Source organism: Pseudomonas sp. KUIN-1 (genome assembly GCF_009176725.1).
Taxonomy (GTDB): Bacteria; Pseudomonadota; Gammaproteobacteria; order Pseudomonadales; family Pseudomonadaceae; genus Aquipseudomonas; species Aquipseudomonas fragariae.
Map to the genome: position 1 here is coordinate 1,289,580 of NZ_AP020337.1, position 15,957 is coordinate 1,305,536.

13 protein-coding genes are annotated in these 15,957 nt (G+C 58.7%); 5 read left to right on the forward strand and 8 right to left on the reverse strand.

Translation table 11 applies throughout. The annotated features are described in order from the left end of the window. Positions 1-88: 88 nt before the first annotated feature. Both KUIN1_RS06200 and KUIN1_RS06205 read right to left on the reverse strand, forming a co-directional pair. Entirely contained in the window at positions 89-1,519 is a 1,431-nt protein-coding gene (locus tag KUIN1_RS06200) for an IS1182 family transposase (protein WP_116887060.1), read from the reverse strand. Between the two features lie 328 nt (positions 1,520-1,847). After that, entirely contained in the window at positions 1,848-2,714 is an 867-nt protein-coding gene (locus tag KUIN1_RS06205; RefSeq protein ID WP_002552324.1) for a MurR/RpiR family transcriptional regulator, read from the reverse strand. A gap of 218 nt (positions 2,715-2,932) precedes the next feature. Here KUIN1_RS06205 and zwf point away from each other — a divergent pair, with 218 nt between their 5' ends. From zwf to KUIN1_RS06220, 3 genes are read left to right on the forward strand one after another with little or no spacing between them, the layout of a single operon-like run. Continuing rightward, positions 2,933-4,402: a glucose-6-phosphate dehydrogenase gene (zwf, locus tag KUIN1_RS06210; protein WP_011266836.1), complete on the forward strand. Its 1,470-nt coding sequence runs from the start codon at positions 2,933-2,935 to the stop codon at positions 4,400-4,402. Beyond that, positions 4,389-5,102: a 6-phosphogluconolactonase gene (pgl, locus tag KUIN1_RS06215; protein WP_116886525.1), complete on the forward strand. Its 714-nt coding sequence runs from the start codon at positions 4,389-4,391 to the stop codon at positions 5,100-5,102. Before zwf ends, pgl begins: the two co-directional genes overlap by 14 nt. Before the next feature lie 36 nt (positions 5,103-5,138). Continuing rightward, the gene (locus KUIN1_RS06220) at positions 5,139-5,813 is read left to right on the forward strand and encodes a bifunctional 4-hydroxy-2-oxoglutarate aldolase/2-dehydro-3-deoxy-phosphogluconate aldolase (RefSeq protein WP_011266838.1); all 675 of its coding nucleotides are present in this window, start codon (positions 5,139-5,141) and stop codon (positions 5,811-5,813) included. Positions 5,814-5,940: 127 nt separating this feature from the next. Here the strand turns inward: KUIN1_RS06220 and KUIN1_RS06225 are convergent, their stop codons facing one another. Then, entirely contained in the window at positions 5,941-6,180 is a 240-nt protein-coding gene (locus KUIN1_RS06225; protein ID WP_152091886.1) for a DUF3820 family protein, read from the reverse strand. Positions 6,181-6,398: 218 nt separating this feature from the next. Between KUIN1_RS06225 and KUIN1_RS06230 the strand changes: the two genes are divergently transcribed. Beyond that, a complete protein-coding gene (locus KUIN1_RS06230) occupies positions 6,399-6,878 on the forward strand; it encodes a PA2169 family four-helix-bundle protein (RefSeq protein ID WP_024651215.1) in 480 nt (159 codons plus the stop codon). 70 nt (positions 6,879-6,948) lie between these two features. Here KUIN1_RS06230 and KUIN1_RS06235 read toward each other — a convergent pair whose 3' ends face one another. From KUIN1_RS06235 to KUIN1_RS06255, 5 genes are all read right to left on the reverse strand, one after another. Next, a complete protein-coding gene (locus KUIN1_RS06235) occupies positions 6,949-8,478 on the reverse strand; it encodes a sensor domain-containing diguanylate cyclase (protein WP_004406640.1) in 1,530 nt (509 codons plus the stop codon). Between the two features lie 206 nt (positions 8,479-8,684). Then, the gene (locus KUIN1_RS06240; protein ID WP_024660810.1) at positions 8,685-10,049 is read right to left on the reverse strand and encodes a heavy metal sensor histidine kinase; all 1,365 of its coding nucleotides are present in this window, start codon (positions 10,047-10,049) and stop codon (positions 8,685-8,687) included. After that, the gene (locus KUIN1_RS06245; RefSeq protein ID WP_003314062.1) at positions 10,039-10,716 is read right to left on the reverse strand and encodes a heavy metal response regulator transcription factor; all 678 of its coding nucleotides are present in this window, start codon (positions 10,714-10,716) and stop codon (positions 10,039-10,041) included. The genes KUIN1_RS06240 and KUIN1_RS06245 overlap by 11 nt, the downstream gene beginning before the upstream one ends. A gap of 10 nt (positions 10,717-10,726) precedes the next feature. Next, positions 10,727-13,831, reverse strand: a complete 3,105-nt coding sequence (locus KUIN1_RS06250) for a multidrug efflux RND transporter permease subunit (protein ID WP_024651219.1) — start codon at positions 13,829-13,831, stop codon at positions 10,727-10,729. Then, complete coding sequence (locus KUIN1_RS06255) at positions 13,828-14,994, reverse strand: efflux RND transporter periplasmic adaptor subunit (protein WP_116886524.1); 1,167 nt, start codon at positions 14,992-14,994, stop codon at positions 13,828-13,830. The genes KUIN1_RS06250 and KUIN1_RS06255 overlap by 4 nt, the downstream gene beginning before the upstream one ends. Before the next feature lie 292 nt (positions 14,995-15,286). Between KUIN1_RS06255 and KUIN1_RS06260 the strand changes: the two genes are divergently transcribed. Beyond that, complete coding sequence (locus KUIN1_RS06260) at positions 15,287-15,667, forward strand: hypothetical protein (protein ID WP_116886523.1); 381 nt, start codon at positions 15,287-15,289, stop codon at positions 15,665-15,667. Positions 15,668-15,957 lie beyond the last annotated feature (290 nt).

Here is a 15,957-nt window from a genome sequence, read left to right on the forward strand (position 1 = left end):
CCTTGAAAGTCCTGCCATCGCTCTAATCCGCCCTTAAGGCCGTTAATAGCGCTTTACAGCCCCTTTTATCGGGCGCAATGGAGGCTTTTCAAGCCGCCAGCGCTTTTACAAGATTCTGCGTGCCGAGGATGTTCATTACCCGCTTCAAGTTATAAGCAAGCACGTTCAAACTCATTTCGGTGCTCACTCCGCCAAGCCGTCGCGTCAGAAAATGCGTTGCACCCATCCACTGCTTGAGAGTCCCGAAGGGGTGCTCGACGGTCTGCTTGCGGATGGTCATTACCTGCGGCGCGTTAGCCAGGCGGGCCTGCATTTCTTCCAGTACTGCCTCATGTTCCCAGCGCCGAATTTTTCGCTCTCTGGCCGGTGTGCATTGCGCCTTTATCGAGCAGGCCTGGCAGTTGGAGCGCCAGTAAACGTCCAGCTTCTTGCCCTTGTCGATGTAAGAGTTGCGCCAGATCAGCACTTGATTGGCGGGGCAGACGTACACATCGTTGTCCGCGTCGTAAACAAACTCGTCATTGCCGAAACGGCCATCAAATTTGGCCCGCGAGCTCAGCGTTTTTGGCACATAAGCTGTGATCCCTGCCTCGTGACAGGCCAGGATTTCTCCGCTTTTGTAATACCCGCGGTCCGCCACCACCGACAACGATTCGACTTGCATCACCTCACGGGCCTGCTGGGCCATCGAACTAAGTTGATCAAGGTCGTGACCCACATTGATCACCTCGTGCGCGACGATCAAATGGTGCTTGGTATCCACCGCGGTCTGTACGTTGTAACCCACGATACCTTTTCCCCCACTGCTCATCATTGAGCGCGCGTCCGGATCGGTCAGCGAAATTTGTTTGTCCGGGGATTCTTCAAGCTGTACCTCGATGGTCTGCAACGCCTTCATTTGCTCCTTCAATTTGGCGATCTTCTCCTCTAGGCCGCCTTTGGGGCCTGCGGTCTTGGGCTCTTCCCGATCAGCCGCATCCAGCCCCTTTAGATAAAGGGCAATGCTTGATTCAATCTCTTCCATCCGACGCTTCAGTTTGGCACTGGTGAAATTGCGATCGCGGTGATTGACCGCCTTGAATTTACTGCCATCGATGGCAACGAAATGCTCCGAGAAAAGCCCCAATTGTTGACACAGCACGACAAACTGCCGACAGACTCCTCGAATGCCCTTTGCGTTGTCTTTGCGAAAGTTGGCGATGGTCTTGAAATCCGGCATCAGGCGACCGGTCAACCACATCAGCTCGACGTTGCGCTGCGCCTTGCGCTCAAGGCGTCGGCTTGACTGGATACGGTTGAGATAGCCGTAGATGTAGATCTTCAGCATGACTGCAGGATGGTAGGCCGGTCGGCCCGTTTCAGCGGGGACAGCGCTTTCAAAACCCAAGGTGATCAGGTCGAGCTCATCCACAAAGACATCGACAACGCGCACCGGATTGGTGTCGCTGACGTAATCGTCGAGACTCTCGGGAAGCAAGGTACTTTGACCTCTGTGTTCACCTTGAATGAAGCGTTTCATGGGCAACCCTTGCAATGAAATCCTGGGGAATCATAGCAAAGGTTTACCTTGGGTTTTTACACAGTCTGGGCCATGGATGGCCCGTTGCGGCGACCCCCGGATCAGTGCCAGGGCGAAGGAACCCGACGAAGTCGGGCCGGAAACGGAGCGAGGACTTTGCTTACTTTGGTCCCTCAAAGTAAGGCGCCGTAAGGGCGCAAAGGTGACCTGAGCAGAACCTCAATCCACCTGACAAAGAAAAACCGCCGTGTGACGCAGAGCGTCACGAACTGCATTCCCACGCGGAGCGTTGGAACGATAGTCAACGCGTTCTTCCGATCACACCCAGTCAGCCCTGATCCTCGATCGGATAACGGCTGTCATTCAGACTTTCCTTGATCTTGCGCAGATGCGGCTGGAAATCGACGCCGCGGCGCAGCGTCATACCCGTGGCCAGCACATCGAGCACAGTCAACTGAATGATCCGCGACGTCATCGGCATATAAATATCCGTATCTTCCGGCAGAGGAATGTTCAGACTCACCGTACTGGCCTGAGCCAGCGGCGAACCGGCTGCCGTCAGCCCCAGCACCGACGCGCCGTTGGCCCTGGCGATACGCGCCACCTCCACCAACTCACGGGTACGGCCCGTATACGAAATGATCACGAACAACTCGCCGGTATGAGCCACCGATGCAATCATCCGCTGCATCAGCACATCGGCATGCGCCGTCACCGCCAGATTGAAGCGAAAGAATTTATGCTGCGCGTCCAGGGCTACCGGCGCGGAGGCACCCAGCCCGAAAAAATGGATCTGCCGCGCCTGGATGAGCATGTCCACAGACTTGCTGATCAAAGCCGGGTCCAATTGCTGGCACGCGCTGTCCAGTGACGCGATGGCGCTGCCGAAAATCTTCTGGGTATAGGCCTCCGGATTATCATCGGCTTCCACCGCACGGCTGACATAGGCCGCGCCGCTGGCCAGGCTCTGGGCCAGTTGCAGCTTCAATTCCGGATAGCCACTGACACTGAACGAACGGCAGAAGCGATTGACCGTCGGCTCGCTGACCTTGGCGGCCTGGGCAAGCGCTGCAATGCTCAGCCGCGTGGCCATCTGCGGGTTGAGCAGGATGACCTCGGCCACTTTGCGTTCGGCCTTGTTCAGCTCGTCGAGTCGGCCCTGGATTTGCTCCAGGAGGTTTCTTACGCGGTCCATTCAAAGTCCTTGTCGGGGCTGATTTACCAACGGTTTTGCCTTGGGCTTTTATTAGCCCTTTAGCCTGTAGCAAAGGTGGCCTATCGTACTGAGGGCCTGTGTTGATCACCACTGGAATATGCTTTCAGGCAGAATGTTGTGGTTATTACTACATATGGCCTTGAGTAACGCCTTTAAAAAAGGTATTTGTAGCCTAACTTGATAAAAGAACCAACATTATGCCCTTGATTACGGTTGAACCGTGCACATTTGCCCTGTTTGGTGCCCTGGGGGACCTTGCGGTACGCAAGCTGTTCCCGGCTCTTTATCAGCTTGATCGCGCTGGACTGCTGCATGAAGACACAAAAATTCTTGCCCTGGCGCGTGAACCAGGCGACGAAGAGTCGCATCTGGCGTACATCGAAAAATCCATGCGCCGCTTCATTCCCGAGACGGAGCTGGAGCCGGACAACCTGAGCCGCTTTCTGGCGCGTCTCAGCTATCTGCATGTCGACTTTCTCAAGGCCGAGGATTACGTTGCGCTCGCCGAGCGGGTCGGCAATGCCGAAACCCTGATCGCCTATTTCGCCACACCGGCCTCGGTCTATGGCGCCATCTGCGAGAACCTCGCGTCGGTCAACCTCGCCGAACGCACGCGTGCCGTACTGGAAAAACCCATCGGCCACGACCTGGCCTCTTCGCGCCGGGTCAATGACGCCGTCGCGCAGTTTTTCCCGGAAAACCGCGTTTATCGCATCGACCACTATCTGGGCAAGGACACGGTACAGAACCTCATCGCTCTGCGCTTCGCCAACAGCCTGTTCGAAACCCAGTGGAACCAGAACCATATTTCGCACGTAGAGATCACGGTGGCCGAGAAGGTCGGCATCGAAGGCCGTTGGGGCTACTTCGATCAGGCCGGCCAGCTGCGTGACATGATTCAGAACCACCTGCTGCAGCTGCTCTGCCTGATTGCCATGGACCCTCCAAGCGACCTGTCGGCCGACAGTATCCGTGACGAAAAGGTCAAGGTGCTCAAGGCACTCGCACCCTTCACCCCGGAGCGTCTGGCGACCCAGGTGGTGCGTGGCCAGTACACCTCCGGCTACAGCGAAGGCAAGGCGGTGCCTGGCTATCTGGAGGAGGAAAACTCCAATACCCAGAGCGATACCGAAACCTTCGTCGCGTTGCGTGCCGATATCCGCAACTGGCGCTGGTCGGGTACGCCGTTCTATTTGCGCACCGGCAAACGCATGCCGCAGAAGCTGTCGCAGATCGTGATCCATTTCAAAGAGCCGCCGCACTACATCTTCGCGCCTGAACAGCGTTTGCAGATCAGCAACCGCCTGATCATCCGCCTGCAGCCTGACGAAGGCATCTCCTTGCAGGTGATGACCAAGGATCAGGGCCTGGACAAGGGCATGCAGCTGCGCAGCGGTCCCTTGCAACTGAATTTTTCCGACACCTACCGCAGCGCTCGTGTCCCCGACGCTTATGAGCGGTTGTTGCTGGAAGTCATGCGTGGCAATCAGAACCTGTTTGTCCGCAAAGATGAGATCGAGTACGCCTGGCAATGGTGCGATCAATTGATCGCTGGCTGGAAGAAGGCGGGCGATGCACCCAAGCCTTACCCGGCCGGAACCTGGGGGCCGATGAGCTCCATTGCCCTGATTACTCGCGACGGGAGATCCTGGTATGGCGACATGTGACCTCAAGCTGCCAGCAGGGCTGGTAGCACACGATTTCGACACGGCGCAGCAACTGGCCGATGCACTGGCCGAAAATGTCGCCGAGCGCCTGAAGCAGGCGATCAGCGATAACGGTCTGGCGACGCTGGTGGTGTCCGGTGGACGCAGCCCGGTCGCCTTCTTCCAGAGTCTGGCGACACAACCGCTGGAGTGGTCGAAGGTGGTCATCAGTCTGGCGGACGAGCGCTTCGTGCCGACCGAACATGCCGACAGCAATGCCGGCCTGCTGCAGCGCCACTTGCTGCAGGGGCCTGTGGCGAAGGCCAGGTTTCTCGGCCTGTACAGCGTTGCGAGCAGTGTCGAGGAAGCCGCGCAGGCTGCCGATCAGGCCTTGGCCGAGCTGCCACCCATAGATGTACTGATTCTGGGCATGGGCGACGACGGGCATACCGCATCGCTATTCCCCAACAGCCCGAATCTGAGCGAAGCCCTTGATCTGCAAGGCGAGCGCCGCTGCCTGCCCATGCTCGCACCGAGCGTGCCGCACCAGCGCCTGACCCTGACCCGCCGCCTGCTGGCGTCGGCGCGCTCACCGATTCTGTCGGTGTCCGGTCAGGCCAAACTCGACACCCTGCGCACCGCGCTGGCAGGCGATGACCTCGCCGAAATGCCGGTACGTGCCTTTCTCAACCCGTCTCTCGAGATTTACTGGTGCCCATAAGCCCCGATAAGCCCCACAAACAAAGGAACCGTCGCCATGACACAGAACGAAAATAATCAGCCGCTGACCAGCATGGCGAACAAGATTGCCCAGATCGACGAACTCTGCGCCAAGGCGAAGATTCTGCCGGTGATCACCATCGCCCGTGACCAGGACGTACTGCCGCTGGCCGATGCACTGGCCGCTGGCGGCATGACTGCGCTGGAAGTGACCCTGCGCTCGGCGTTCGGCCTGAGCGCCATTCGTATCCTGCGTGAACAGCGCCCCGAGTTGTGTGTGGGCGCGGGGACGATCCTGGACCGCAAGATGCTGGCCGACGCCGAAGCGGCCGGTTCGCAGTTCATCGTGACGCCCGGCAGCACGCAGGAACTCTTGCAGGCGGCGCTCGACAGCCCGCTGCCTTTGCTACCCGGCATCAGCAGTGCCTCGGAAATCATGATCGGCTACGCCATGGGCTATCGCCGTTTCAAGCTGTTTCCGGCCGAGATCAGCGGCGGTGTGGCAGCGATCAAAGCCCTTGGCGGGCCGTTCAACGAGGTGCGTTTCTGCCCCACTGGCGGCGTTAATGAGCAGAACCTCAAGAGCTACATGGCCCTGCCCAACGTCATGTGCGTGGGCGGCACCTGGATGATCGATAACGCCTGGGTCAAGAATGGCGACTGGGGGCGTATCCAGGAAGCGACTGCGCAGGCCATGGCGCTGTTTGACTGATTTTCAGGATTTCGGCGTCAGCCCCTTGCGGCTGATTCCGACAAGGAAGTTGTTGTTGGTTGTATGGCTTTTCGGTGCTCCCTGGTCCGGAGCACCGTTTTTTTCTCCCCGGACCTTCTCTTCGTTTTTACCCCTTGTCCTTGAACGACTGACTTGGACGCGTGCGCAACGGGTCCAATAGCGCGCCAAGGCCGTTGTGATCGATTTCCTGCATCAGCGCCAACAAGCCGCCCAACTCTCCTTTGGGAAAGCCTTCGCGGGCGAACCAGTTCAGGTAATGCCCTGGTAAATCAGCGATCAGCCGGCCCTTGTATTTGCCGAACGGCATTTCCTGTGTCACCAGCAACTTGAGTTTTTCCGGGTTCATTCGCGATAAGCCTGCGTTTCTGTCTCAGCTTGTACGATACGTGCATTCTGCATGCAGGCCAAACCGCAGATCATGCAGAAGTCACGAACGGGCAAATGTGAAAATTTCGTAAGTCATTGATATTAAATAATTATTTTCATTTCAAAAACTGGCACGGTGTCTGCAATTACCTATACATCGAACACTTTCGTATCAACCTGCCATTAGGAAATTATCAAATGACTGATATCAACAAAGAAACGATCTCTATCCTGAATGACCTGATCGAAACCAGCAAAGACGGTGAAGAAGGTTTCCGTACCAGCGCAGAACACGCAAAAAGCGCCCAGGTAAAATCGTTCCTTGCAAACCGTTCTACTGAAGTCGCTGCAGCCGTTCGTGAACTGCAAGCTGAAGTGACCGCACTGGGTGGCAAGCCTGAAGATTCTTCCAGCGTATCTGGCGCACTGCACCGCGCATGGGTCAACCTGAAGTCGATGGTTACTTCGGACGACGACAAGGCCGTTCTGGAAGAAGTTGAAAAAGGCGAAGACGTTGCCAAGAAGGCTTATCGCGAAGCGCTGGAAAAAGCCCGCGCCAATAACGTTTCCACTAACGTTATCGCGCTGATTGAAAAGCAGCAGGCTGGCGTTCTGGCCAACCACGACAAGGTAAAAGCACTGCGTGACGCAGCACGTGCAGCCCATGCCGCATCGTAATTCGATGCCTCAGCGGTAACCGAAAAAACGCCAGCCAGTCTGGCGTTTTTTTATGCCCGAAGGCAGCCGGTCAAACCTGATCGGTGACCTTTCTGGCAACCGAGCTGCGGTACTCGACCCGGTTACGCCCATTGTCCTTGGCCTGATACAGCGCCTTGTCGGCCACCCCGAAAAACGCCTCCAGTTTATCTCCCTGACGAACGACCTCCGAAGCGACCCCGATGCTCACGGTGATGGGATGCTCGGCATTCCTGAACAGCGGCAGTGACTCTGCGGCCTTGCGAATTTTTTCCGCGATCAGCATGGCGCCCGGCAAGTCTGTTTCCGGCAGCACCACCACGAACTCTTCGCCGCCATAGCGCGCCACCCGGTCGCCCGGACGGCGGATGCAGTATGAGATGGTCTGCGCAATCAGACGCAGCGCCTCGTCCCCGCCCTGATGGCCGTGACGCTCATTGAATGCCTTGAAATGGTCTACGTCGATCATCAGCAATGACAGCGGCTTGCCAGAGCGTTGCGCTCGGGCCCATTCGGTCTCCATGGCCTCGTCGAGCTGGCGGCGGTTATCGAGCCCGGTCAGACCATCTGTCGCGGCCAGGCTGGCCAGCGCATCTTCGGCACGGTGGCGTCTTCGCAGTTCGCGACACAGCAGCCAGGTCAGCCACAGAATGCCCAGACACAAAACGCTGGTGGCCGAGCCGACCAGCCAGGCATTGCGCCGCCAGACGGCATACACCTCATCCTCGGACTGCCCGATGACGACGATCAGCGGCAGGTTGCCGACTCGGGAAAAGGTATACAGCCGACGAGCGTTCAACTGCGTCGACATCGCGGCGAAGCTGCCATCGCCTTCCTGAAGGATGCGCTGAAAGTTGGGGCTGTGGCTGTAATCCTTGCCGATCAGATCCTGGCCTTCCATTTCCGGGTAGCGAACGATCAGAATGCCCGAGGTATTGATCAGGTTGATGCTGCTTTCACTGCCCAGGTTCTGGCTCATGAACAGGTGCTTGAAATACACCAGGCGCATCGCCGCACTCACGATGCCCATGAACTCACCGTTGGGTCCTGATATACGACGGCTGAAACTGATGCACCAGTCCTTGTAGCCCCAGCGCGTCTTGTACGGCGCGCTGACATGTAGCGTCAAAGAGCGGTCGGTTGCATGGTCCTTGAAATAGGCGCGGTCAGAAAAGTTGTCCTGTCGAGGAATGACAGATAAAGAATCAGCCAATATCTCGCCGCGGTTATCGAGCAATACCAGATCGCCCTTGTAAGAGGCGGCAGTGGCGCGATCAAACAGTACAAGTTGGCGCAGTTCAGGCGACAGTTGCTGAAGGTCCGGACGCTGCCACGCACTGATCATACCCTGCAGGGAAGAGTCGTAAAGTTCTGCGTTACGCATGACGTCGGCATCAATCAAACGCACGATATTGGATGCTGCACGTGCTGCTGTCTGTGCTGCGTCGTCGCGCTCCCGGGCCAGTAGAGACGCCACGATCGCCAGAATGGCGAGCATTGAAACCGAGCTGCCGAAAATCAATATCAGTTCCGGACGGGTCCATCTGAGCCGGGCTTGCCGAGAAAACGCAAACACCATCATCGGTTGTTCTACCTGCAGACGAATGATTCTTGATAATCGGTTAATAAAATTATCAGTTATTTGGGGAACTTAATGACGCGTGTATAACACGCTCCTTATAGCCTCATATGAAGGGAATGTGAATAAAGCAAGTGTATTTAAAATGCTGCGAACAGGCGCACATTGAGGGCCGTGAAAACGGTCAGTGCAGTCAGTATTTTCAGGTGTCAGCGGGGCAGCTGGATGCCGAAAGTATTGGCGCCCTTGTCGCTGTTCACGAACACGGTGCCGCCATGCATCAAGGCAATCGCCTTGACGATGGCCAGCCCCAGGCCGTGATTGGCGCCGCTGTTGCTGCGTGAGGCATCCACCCGATAAAAGCGCTCGAACAGTCTGGGTAAATGTTCCTGAGCGATGTGTACGCCCGGATTGGTCACGCTGACAGTGACATGGGCATCGCGCGATTCGATGTTGACTTCAATGGCCTCGCCAGCGCCGGTGTGCTGGACGGCGTTATGCAACAGGTTGATCAGCGCTCGGCGCAAGTGGGATTTTTCAATCGGCGCGCTGGCGTCGCCGTTGACACGGACTTGCACGTGCGCGTCTTCCAGAATGAAGTCCAGGTAATCCAGCGTTGTAGCGACTTCTTCAGCCAGTGAGGTGCAGGTCTGTGCCTTGACCCTGGTGCCCTGATCGGCGCTGGCCAGAAACAGCATGTCGTTGATGATCGAGCGCAGGCGCTCCAGCTCTTCGAGATTCGACTGCAGCACCTCGAAATAATGTTCGGCAGAGCGGCCGCGGGTCAGCGCTACCTGGGTCTGACCGATCAGATTGGTCAGCGGCGAACGAAGCTCGTGTGCCACATCGGCATTGAACGACTCCAGCCTCGAGTAGGCTTGCTCGACGCGTTCAAGCGTGGAGTTGAATGAGGCGACGAATTGCTCGAGTTCCGGCGGCAGCGGCGACAGCTGCAAGCGTCCGGACAGCCGTGGCGGGGCGAGCTTCTGGACTTCCTGCGAGAGGCTGGTCAGCGGTCGCAGGCCAATTCGCGCGACCCAGTAGCCCAGCGCCGACGCGAGCAGAATGCCCAGCGTGGCCAGGCTGATCAGGGCGACCAGCAGCGAGTGTTGCGTGTGCCAGAACGTCTCGGTGTCGATGGCGGTCAGAAAGCGCAGTGCCGGACGCTGTTCCTTGGCGGGAAACTCGCTGACCAGCACTTTGAACGAAAACGGATGATCTGCCAGTCTCAGGTCGTGCATGCCCAGCGGCCCGTGCGCAAAACGACGAATGTCCGCACCGGGATTGCCGAACTCGTAGAGCGGATTGTCACTCACCACCCAGAAGCGCAGGCGCTTGTCCTCTTCGCTGAGCAAACTGAGCTTGTTCTTGATCTTGCCCCAGTGCTCCGGGTTGCCGAAACGATTGACCGCCGATTCCAGCACGCTGTAGCGCGCATCCACTTCCGCGCGGGGCAGCAGGTCGAGGCTCTTGTCGACCTGCAGGTACAAGGCCCAGCCGATCAGCAGGAACACCACCAGTGCCACCAGCGCGAACATCCCGCTCAGGCGTAAAGCAATCGAATCAACCCGCACTGCGGTTCTCCAGCACGTAGCCCATGCCGCGAATGGTGTGCAGCAGCTTGTGCTCGTGAGGGCCATCGAGCTTGGCCCGCAAGCGCTTGATCGCGACTTCGACCACATTGGTATCGCTGTCGAAGTTGATGTCCCAGACCATCTCGGCGATGGATGTCTTGGAGAGAATGTCGCCCTGACGTCGGGCCAGCACGCTGAGCAGCGAAAACTCCTTGGCGGTCAGGTCCAGGCGCAGGCCGGCACGGGTCGCCTTGCGGCTGATCAGGTCTATCCACAGGTCGGCGATGGTGATCTGTACCGGTTCATGGCCACCGCTGCGCCGGGTCAGGGCCTGCAGACGGGCGACCAGTTCCAGAAAGGAAAACGGTTTGCCCAGGTAATCATCCGCGCCTTCGCGCAGGCCGCGAATGCGGTCGTCGACCTGCTCGCGTGCGGTCAGCATGATCACGGGTGTCTGTTTGCGCGCGCGCAACGCACGCAACACACCAAAACCATCCAGGCCCGGGAGCATCACATCGAGAATGACGATCGCATGGTCATTCTCCAGCGCCAGGTGCAGGCCTTCGATCCCGTCGCGCGCCACGTCCACGGCATAGCCCTGTTCGGTCAGGCCCCGACGCAGGTAGTCGGCGGTTTTCTCTTCGTCTTCGATAATCAGCACGCGCATTGGGCGACTCTCACTTGTGCAGGGCCGGCGCCGGTGCGGCGGGCGCCGGGTGGCGTCGATGAAACAGCCGCTCCAGTTGCAGATAAATGACCGGCGTCGTGAACAACGTGAGCATCTGGCTCACCAGCAGGCCGCCGACCACGGCAATACCCAGCGGCTGACGCAACTCGGCACCGACGCCGAAACCGAGCATCAACGGCAGCGCGCCGAGCAGGGCGGCGAGGGTGGTCATGATAATCGGTCGGAAGCGGGTGATACAGGCCTCATAAATGGCCTCGTGCGACGTGAGACCCTGCTCGCGCTGGGCCTGCAGGGCAAAGTCCACCAGCAGAATACCGTTCTTTTTGACGATACCGATCAGCAACACCACGCCGATCAGGGCCATGATCGAGAAGTCCTGGCCCATCATCCACAACAGCAACAATGCGCCGATACCTGCCGAGGGCAGGGTGGAGATGATGGTCAGCGGGTGCACGAAGCTTTCATAGAGCACGCCCAGAATGATGTACACCGCCACCAGCGCCGCTAGGATCAGCCACGGCTGGTTGGCCAGCGAGCTCTGGAACGCCTGTGCCGCACCCTGGAAGCTGCCGATGATCGAGGCGGGCATGCCGATCTCGTTCTTGGCCTGATCGAGCATGCGCACCGCATCGCCCAAGGCGACCCCGGGTGCCAGGTTGAACGACAGGTTCGCCGCCGGAAACATCCCGTCATGGCTGATCGATAACGGTCCCATGCGCGGCGCACTGACCTTGGCCAGCGCCGACAGCGGCACCATTTCGCTGGTCAGCGGTGAGCGCAGGTAGAAGTACGCCAGGCTTTCAGCCTTGCCGCGCTGCTGGGCGTCCAGTTCAAGGATCACCTTGTACTGGTTGACTTCCGTCTGATACTCGCTGATCTGCCGCTGGCCGAACGCGTCGTACAGTGCCTGGTCGACATCGGCCGTGGTCAGGCCGAATCGCGCGGCAGCGCTGCGGTCGATGTCGATGTGCGTGACGCTGCCGCCCAGTTGCAAGTCGTTGGACATGTCGCGAAACGCCGGGTTGCTGCGCAGCTTTTCAGTCAGCCGTTGCGTCCAGGTGTTGAGCAATTCGCCGTCGTTGCTCTTGAGCACGTACTGGTACTGACTGCGGCTCGGGCCGGAGCTGAGGTTGATGTCCTGCCCGGCGCGCAGGTACAGAACGATGCCCGGGACCTTGGCCAGTTTGGGGCGCAGGCGGTCGATGAACTCACTGACCGACACATCGCGTTCGGCACGTGGCTTGAGCGAGATCCAGAAGCGGCCGTTGGCGATGGTCTGGTTGCTGCCTGAAACACCGACCGAATGCGAGAACGCCAGCACCGCAGGGTCCGCGCCGACGATCTTTGCCAGTTCCAGGTGTTTTTCCACCATGTCCGGGTAGGAGATGTCGGCAGCTGCCTCGGTGGTCCCGAGTGCAAAAGCGGTGTCCTGGACCGGAAAGAAGCCTTTGGGGATGAGGATGTAACCGACCACTGCCAGCGCCAGGGTCAGGCCGAACACGCCAAGCATCAGCCGCTGATGGGCCAGGGCCTTGCGCAAGCCACGCTCGTAGGAGGCGAGCAGGCGTTCACCGAACCCCGGTTTCTGATGCGGGTGATGGGTGGGCGCGCGCATGAACAAGGCGGCCAGGGTCGGCGCGAGGGTCAGGGAGACGACCACCGAAATAAGGATGGTCGCGGTTGCGGTCAGTGCGAACTCCTTGAACAGTCGCCCGACCACGCCGCCCATGAACAACAGCGGAATGAACGCCGCCACCAGTGAGAAACTGATCGACACTACGGTAAAGCCGATTTCCCCTGAGCCCTTTATTGCGGCCTCGCGCATGCCCTGACCGGCTTCGAGATGACGGTGGATGTTCTCGACCACCACGATGGCGTCGTCCACCACGAAACCGACCGCGACCACGATGGCCACCAGTGTCAGGTTGTTCAGGCTGAAACCGAACAGGTACATCATCGCAAAGCTGGCTATCAGCGAGACCCCGAGTACCGCACTGACGATCAGGGTGGCTGACAGTTGGCGCAGGAACAGCGCCATGACCGCGACCACCAGCAGCACCGCTATCATCAGGGTCATTTCCACTTCATGCAGCGAGGCACGGATGGTACGGGTGCGGTCGTTGAGTACCGAGACATCGACGCTGGCCGGGAGCATTTCCTGCAAGCGTGGCAGTTCACCCTGGATACGGTCCACGGTGTCGACAATGTTGGCGCCCGGCTGGCGGAAGATGGCGATGTTGACGCCTTGCTGATCGCCGGACCAGGCCTTGACGTAGGCGTTTTCCGAGCCCGCGACCACCCGTGCCACATCCTTGAGCTGGACGGGTGCGCCGTTCTTGTAGGAAACAATCAGTTGCGCGTAGTCCTGCGGCTTGAACAACTGGTCGTTGGAAGACAGGGTCGAAATACTGTCCTTGCCGTACAGGGCACCCTTGGCCAGGTTAAGGCTGGTCTGTTGCACCGCCAGGCGAATATCGGCCAGGGTCAGTCCCAGCGCAGCCAGTTTCTCGGGAGCGGCCTGAACACGAATCGCCGGACGTTGCTGACCGGTGATGAAGACCTGGCCCACGCCTTCGATCTGGCTGAGCTGGCGCGCCAGAATGGTTTCGGTGACGTCGCTCAGTTCTGTGCCGGGGATCAGGCTGGAACTCACGCTGAGGATCAGCACCGGGCTGTCGGCCGGGTTGACCTTGCGCCAGGTCGGCAGACTGGGCAGGTCGGCCGGCAGGCGTCCGGCTGCGGTATTGATGGCGGCCTGCACTTCCTGGGCCGCAGTGTCGATGCTTTTGTTGAGCGTGAATTGCAGCGTCAGGTTGGTGGAGCCCAGTGCGCTGCTGGAGGTCATCTGGGTCATGCCCGGTATCGCACTGAACTGTACTTCCAGTGGCGTGGCAACCGAAGACGCCATGGTTTCGGGGCTGGCGCCGGGGAGCTGCGCGGTGACCTGGATGGTCGGGAATTCCGCTTCCGGCAACGGCGCGATCGGCAGCCGTGGAAAGGCAATGACCCCCAGCAGTACCAGTGCGAAGGTCAGCAACAAGGTGGCCACCGGGTGGTCGATGCACCACGCCGATACCGAGCCCCGGCCGTTCATCGTGCGGGCTCCACTTGCGCGCTCGCGACATCCGCAGCAGGCGCGCTGATCACTTCGACCGTTGCGCCGGGGCGTAGCCGCGACTGGCCGTCGCTGACCAGTACATCGCCAGCACGCGGCCCGCTGATCAATGTCTGTTCGCTGTCCTGATAGAGCACTTTGACGGGTACGACTTCTACCTTGTTATCGGCAGTGAGCCGATAGACGAAGTGCAGGTCAACGCCGCGCTGCACCACTTGTGGCGGCACTTTCAGCGAGTTGAGTTCGATACCGGTCTGGATCTTCACGGTCACCAGTTGCCCCGGCCAGAGTTGCTCGCCGGGGTTTTTGAATTGCGCCTTGGCGCGGATCGTACCGGTGCTTGCCGACACCTGATTGTCGATCAATGAAAGCGTGCCTTCACCCAGCAGCAGGCCGTTGGCCGCGCCGTCGCCCTGATACGCCTTGACGGTCGCAGCGTTACGTTCGGCAATCAGCCCCTGCAGGGTCGGCAACATTTGCTGTGGCAGGGAAAACTCCACGGCAATCGGGTCGATCTGGGTCACTGAAAACAGCCCTGCAGCATCGCTGACGCGCAGGAAGTTGCCTTCATCGACGTTGCGAATACCGACCCGTCCCGTCACCGGCGAGCGAATCTGGGTGTAGGACAGCTGCACCTGTGAGGCGTTGATGCTCGCTTCGTTGCCTTTCGCCGTGGCTTCGAGTTGCCTGACCATTGCCTGCTGTTGGTCGAATGTCTGCCGCGAGATGCCATTGTCCTGGGTGAGCTGGCGATAGCGCTTGAGGTCCAGTTGCGCGACGTCCAGCTGCGCCTTGCTTTGCGCCAACTGGGCACGCGCCTGCTCCTGCGCGGCCCGGATAGAGCGGTCATCCAGCGTTGCCAGCAGGTCCCCGGCCTTGACCTGCTGACCTTCCTTGACCAACACACGCGTCAGCACCCCATCCACCTGGGGGCGGATCACCACGCTTTGCAGCGACAGCACCGATCCGATCCCTGTGACGAAACGCGGTACGTCTTCAAGGCTGACCGTGATCACTTTGACGGGCACAGCGGCAGCGGCATTTTTGGGGAGTGCGGCCGGGCGTGTCAGTTTCCAGCCGGCAATCGCCGCACAGGCGATCACCAGGACGACGGCGGTGACGGTCAGGGTCTTTCTGCGCATATGAAGAAAACGCCAAATGTCGGTACGGGAGAGATGTTTTTTACAGCTTCCTTATAGCCTGCAAACCCGGTCAACAGAATGACTTTCAGCTGTCAGGTTTGTCAGAAAGCCTCCAGCGGGTGTGGCGTGCAGTCAAGAAAAGTCGGAATCGGACGATATCTATGTTGAAGAGATAGTTGTCCAGATGTTTATAAAGTCCTAGGAGTTTTCCTACATTTTCCTAAGTAGGTTTCTGGCAGGTCATTCTCTCATCAACTTAAATTATCGTATGAGTCTATGAATGGAGTACGCCATGAGCAGTCAGAAATCGAACGGAAAAGTGATGGTGAAGTTACGGTCCCTTGATAAACGTTTGTGGGTCGCAATCCTGTCGACGTTGCTGCTGGCTGCTCCCGGTTTGTCATGGGCAAAGGACGGTGCAATTACGTTGCGTGGCAGTATTGTCAACAGCAGTTGCATGATTTCCAGTACAGAGATGGCGGCGCCCAGTGTTCATTCGCGAACGCTGGAAGTTGCACCCGGGGTCACTATTCATGTGAGCACCGAACGCAATGTCTGTGGTGAGCAGGCAATGCCCTTCGTGACGCAGTATCAGGTGCTGCCTGCCGCCGTGTTAATCGACGGAGAAGCCCTGCAGGCAAGTGCTGCAGTGGTCACGTTGAGCTATCAGTAACTACCGGTCTGTCGTGTTTTCTCGTCCGGACTGTCACGCTTTCAAGGGGCAGTCCAGTGCCTGTAAAGTTTGAACGATACATAACCTCGGCCACAGTGAAGGCGTCGGCAGTCTGTGCCTGAGTAAGGGCGCGCTTCTGTATTGAAAAGGGTTTTTATCAGTGTGCAAGGCACCACTTATAATTATTCCTACAGACCTGTCCTGCGTGTTGTGTTGTGTTGTCTGCGGGGTGAAAGTTATCGAGCTGACAGCACTGAAATCGACCTGGCTCTATAGTGCTCACCGTCCGA

Bases quoted from the DNA above. Each gene is read 5' to 3' on its own strand.
- KUIN1_RS06220 (WP_011266838.1), top strand. From the start codon at position 5,139: ATGACACAGAACGAAAATAATCAGCCGCTGACCAGCATGGCGAACAAG.
- KUIN1_RS06255 (WP_116886524.1), bottom strand. From the start codon at position 14,994: ATGCGCAGAAAGACCCTGACCGTCACCGCCGTCGTCCTGGTGATCGCC.
- KUIN1_RS06225 (WP_152091886.1), bottom strand. From the start codon at position 6,180: ATGAACCCGGAAAAACTCAAGTTGCTGGTGACACAGGAAATGCCGTTC.
- KUIN1_RS06230 (WP_024651215.1), top strand. From the start codon at position 6,399: ATGACTGATATCAACAAAGAAACGATCTCTATCCTGAATGACCTGATC.
- pgl (WP_116886525.1), top strand. From the start codon at position 4,389: ATGGCGACATGTGACCTCAAGCTGCCAGCAGGGCTGGTAGCACACGAT.
- KUIN1_RS06200 (WP_116887060.1), bottom strand. From the start codon at position 1,519: ATGAAACGCTTCATTCAAGGTGAACACAGAGGTCAAAGTACCTTGCTT.
- KUIN1_RS06235 (WP_004406640.1), bottom strand. From the start codon at position 8,478: ATGATGGTGTTTGCGTTTTCTCGGCAAGCCCGGCTCAGATGGACCCGT.
- KUIN1_RS06245 (WP_003314062.1), bottom strand. From the start codon at position 10,716: ATGCGCGTGCTGATTATCGAAGACGAAGAGAAAACCGCCGACTACCTG.
- KUIN1_RS06250 (WP_024651219.1), bottom strand. From the start codon at position 13,831: ATGAACGGCCGGGGCTCGGTATCGGCGTGGTGCATCGACCACCCGGTG.
- zwf (WP_011266836.1), top strand. From the start codon at position 2,933: ATGCCCTTGATTACGGTTGAACCGTGCACATTTGCCCTGTTTGGTGCC.
- KUIN1_RS06205 (WP_002552324.1), bottom strand. From the start codon at position 2,714: ATGGACCGCGTAAGAAACCTCCTGGAGCAAATCCAGGGCCGACTCGAC.
- KUIN1_RS06260 (WP_116886523.1), top strand. From the start codon at position 15,287: ATGAGCAGTCAGAAATCGAACGGAAAAGTGATGGTGAAGTTACGGTCC.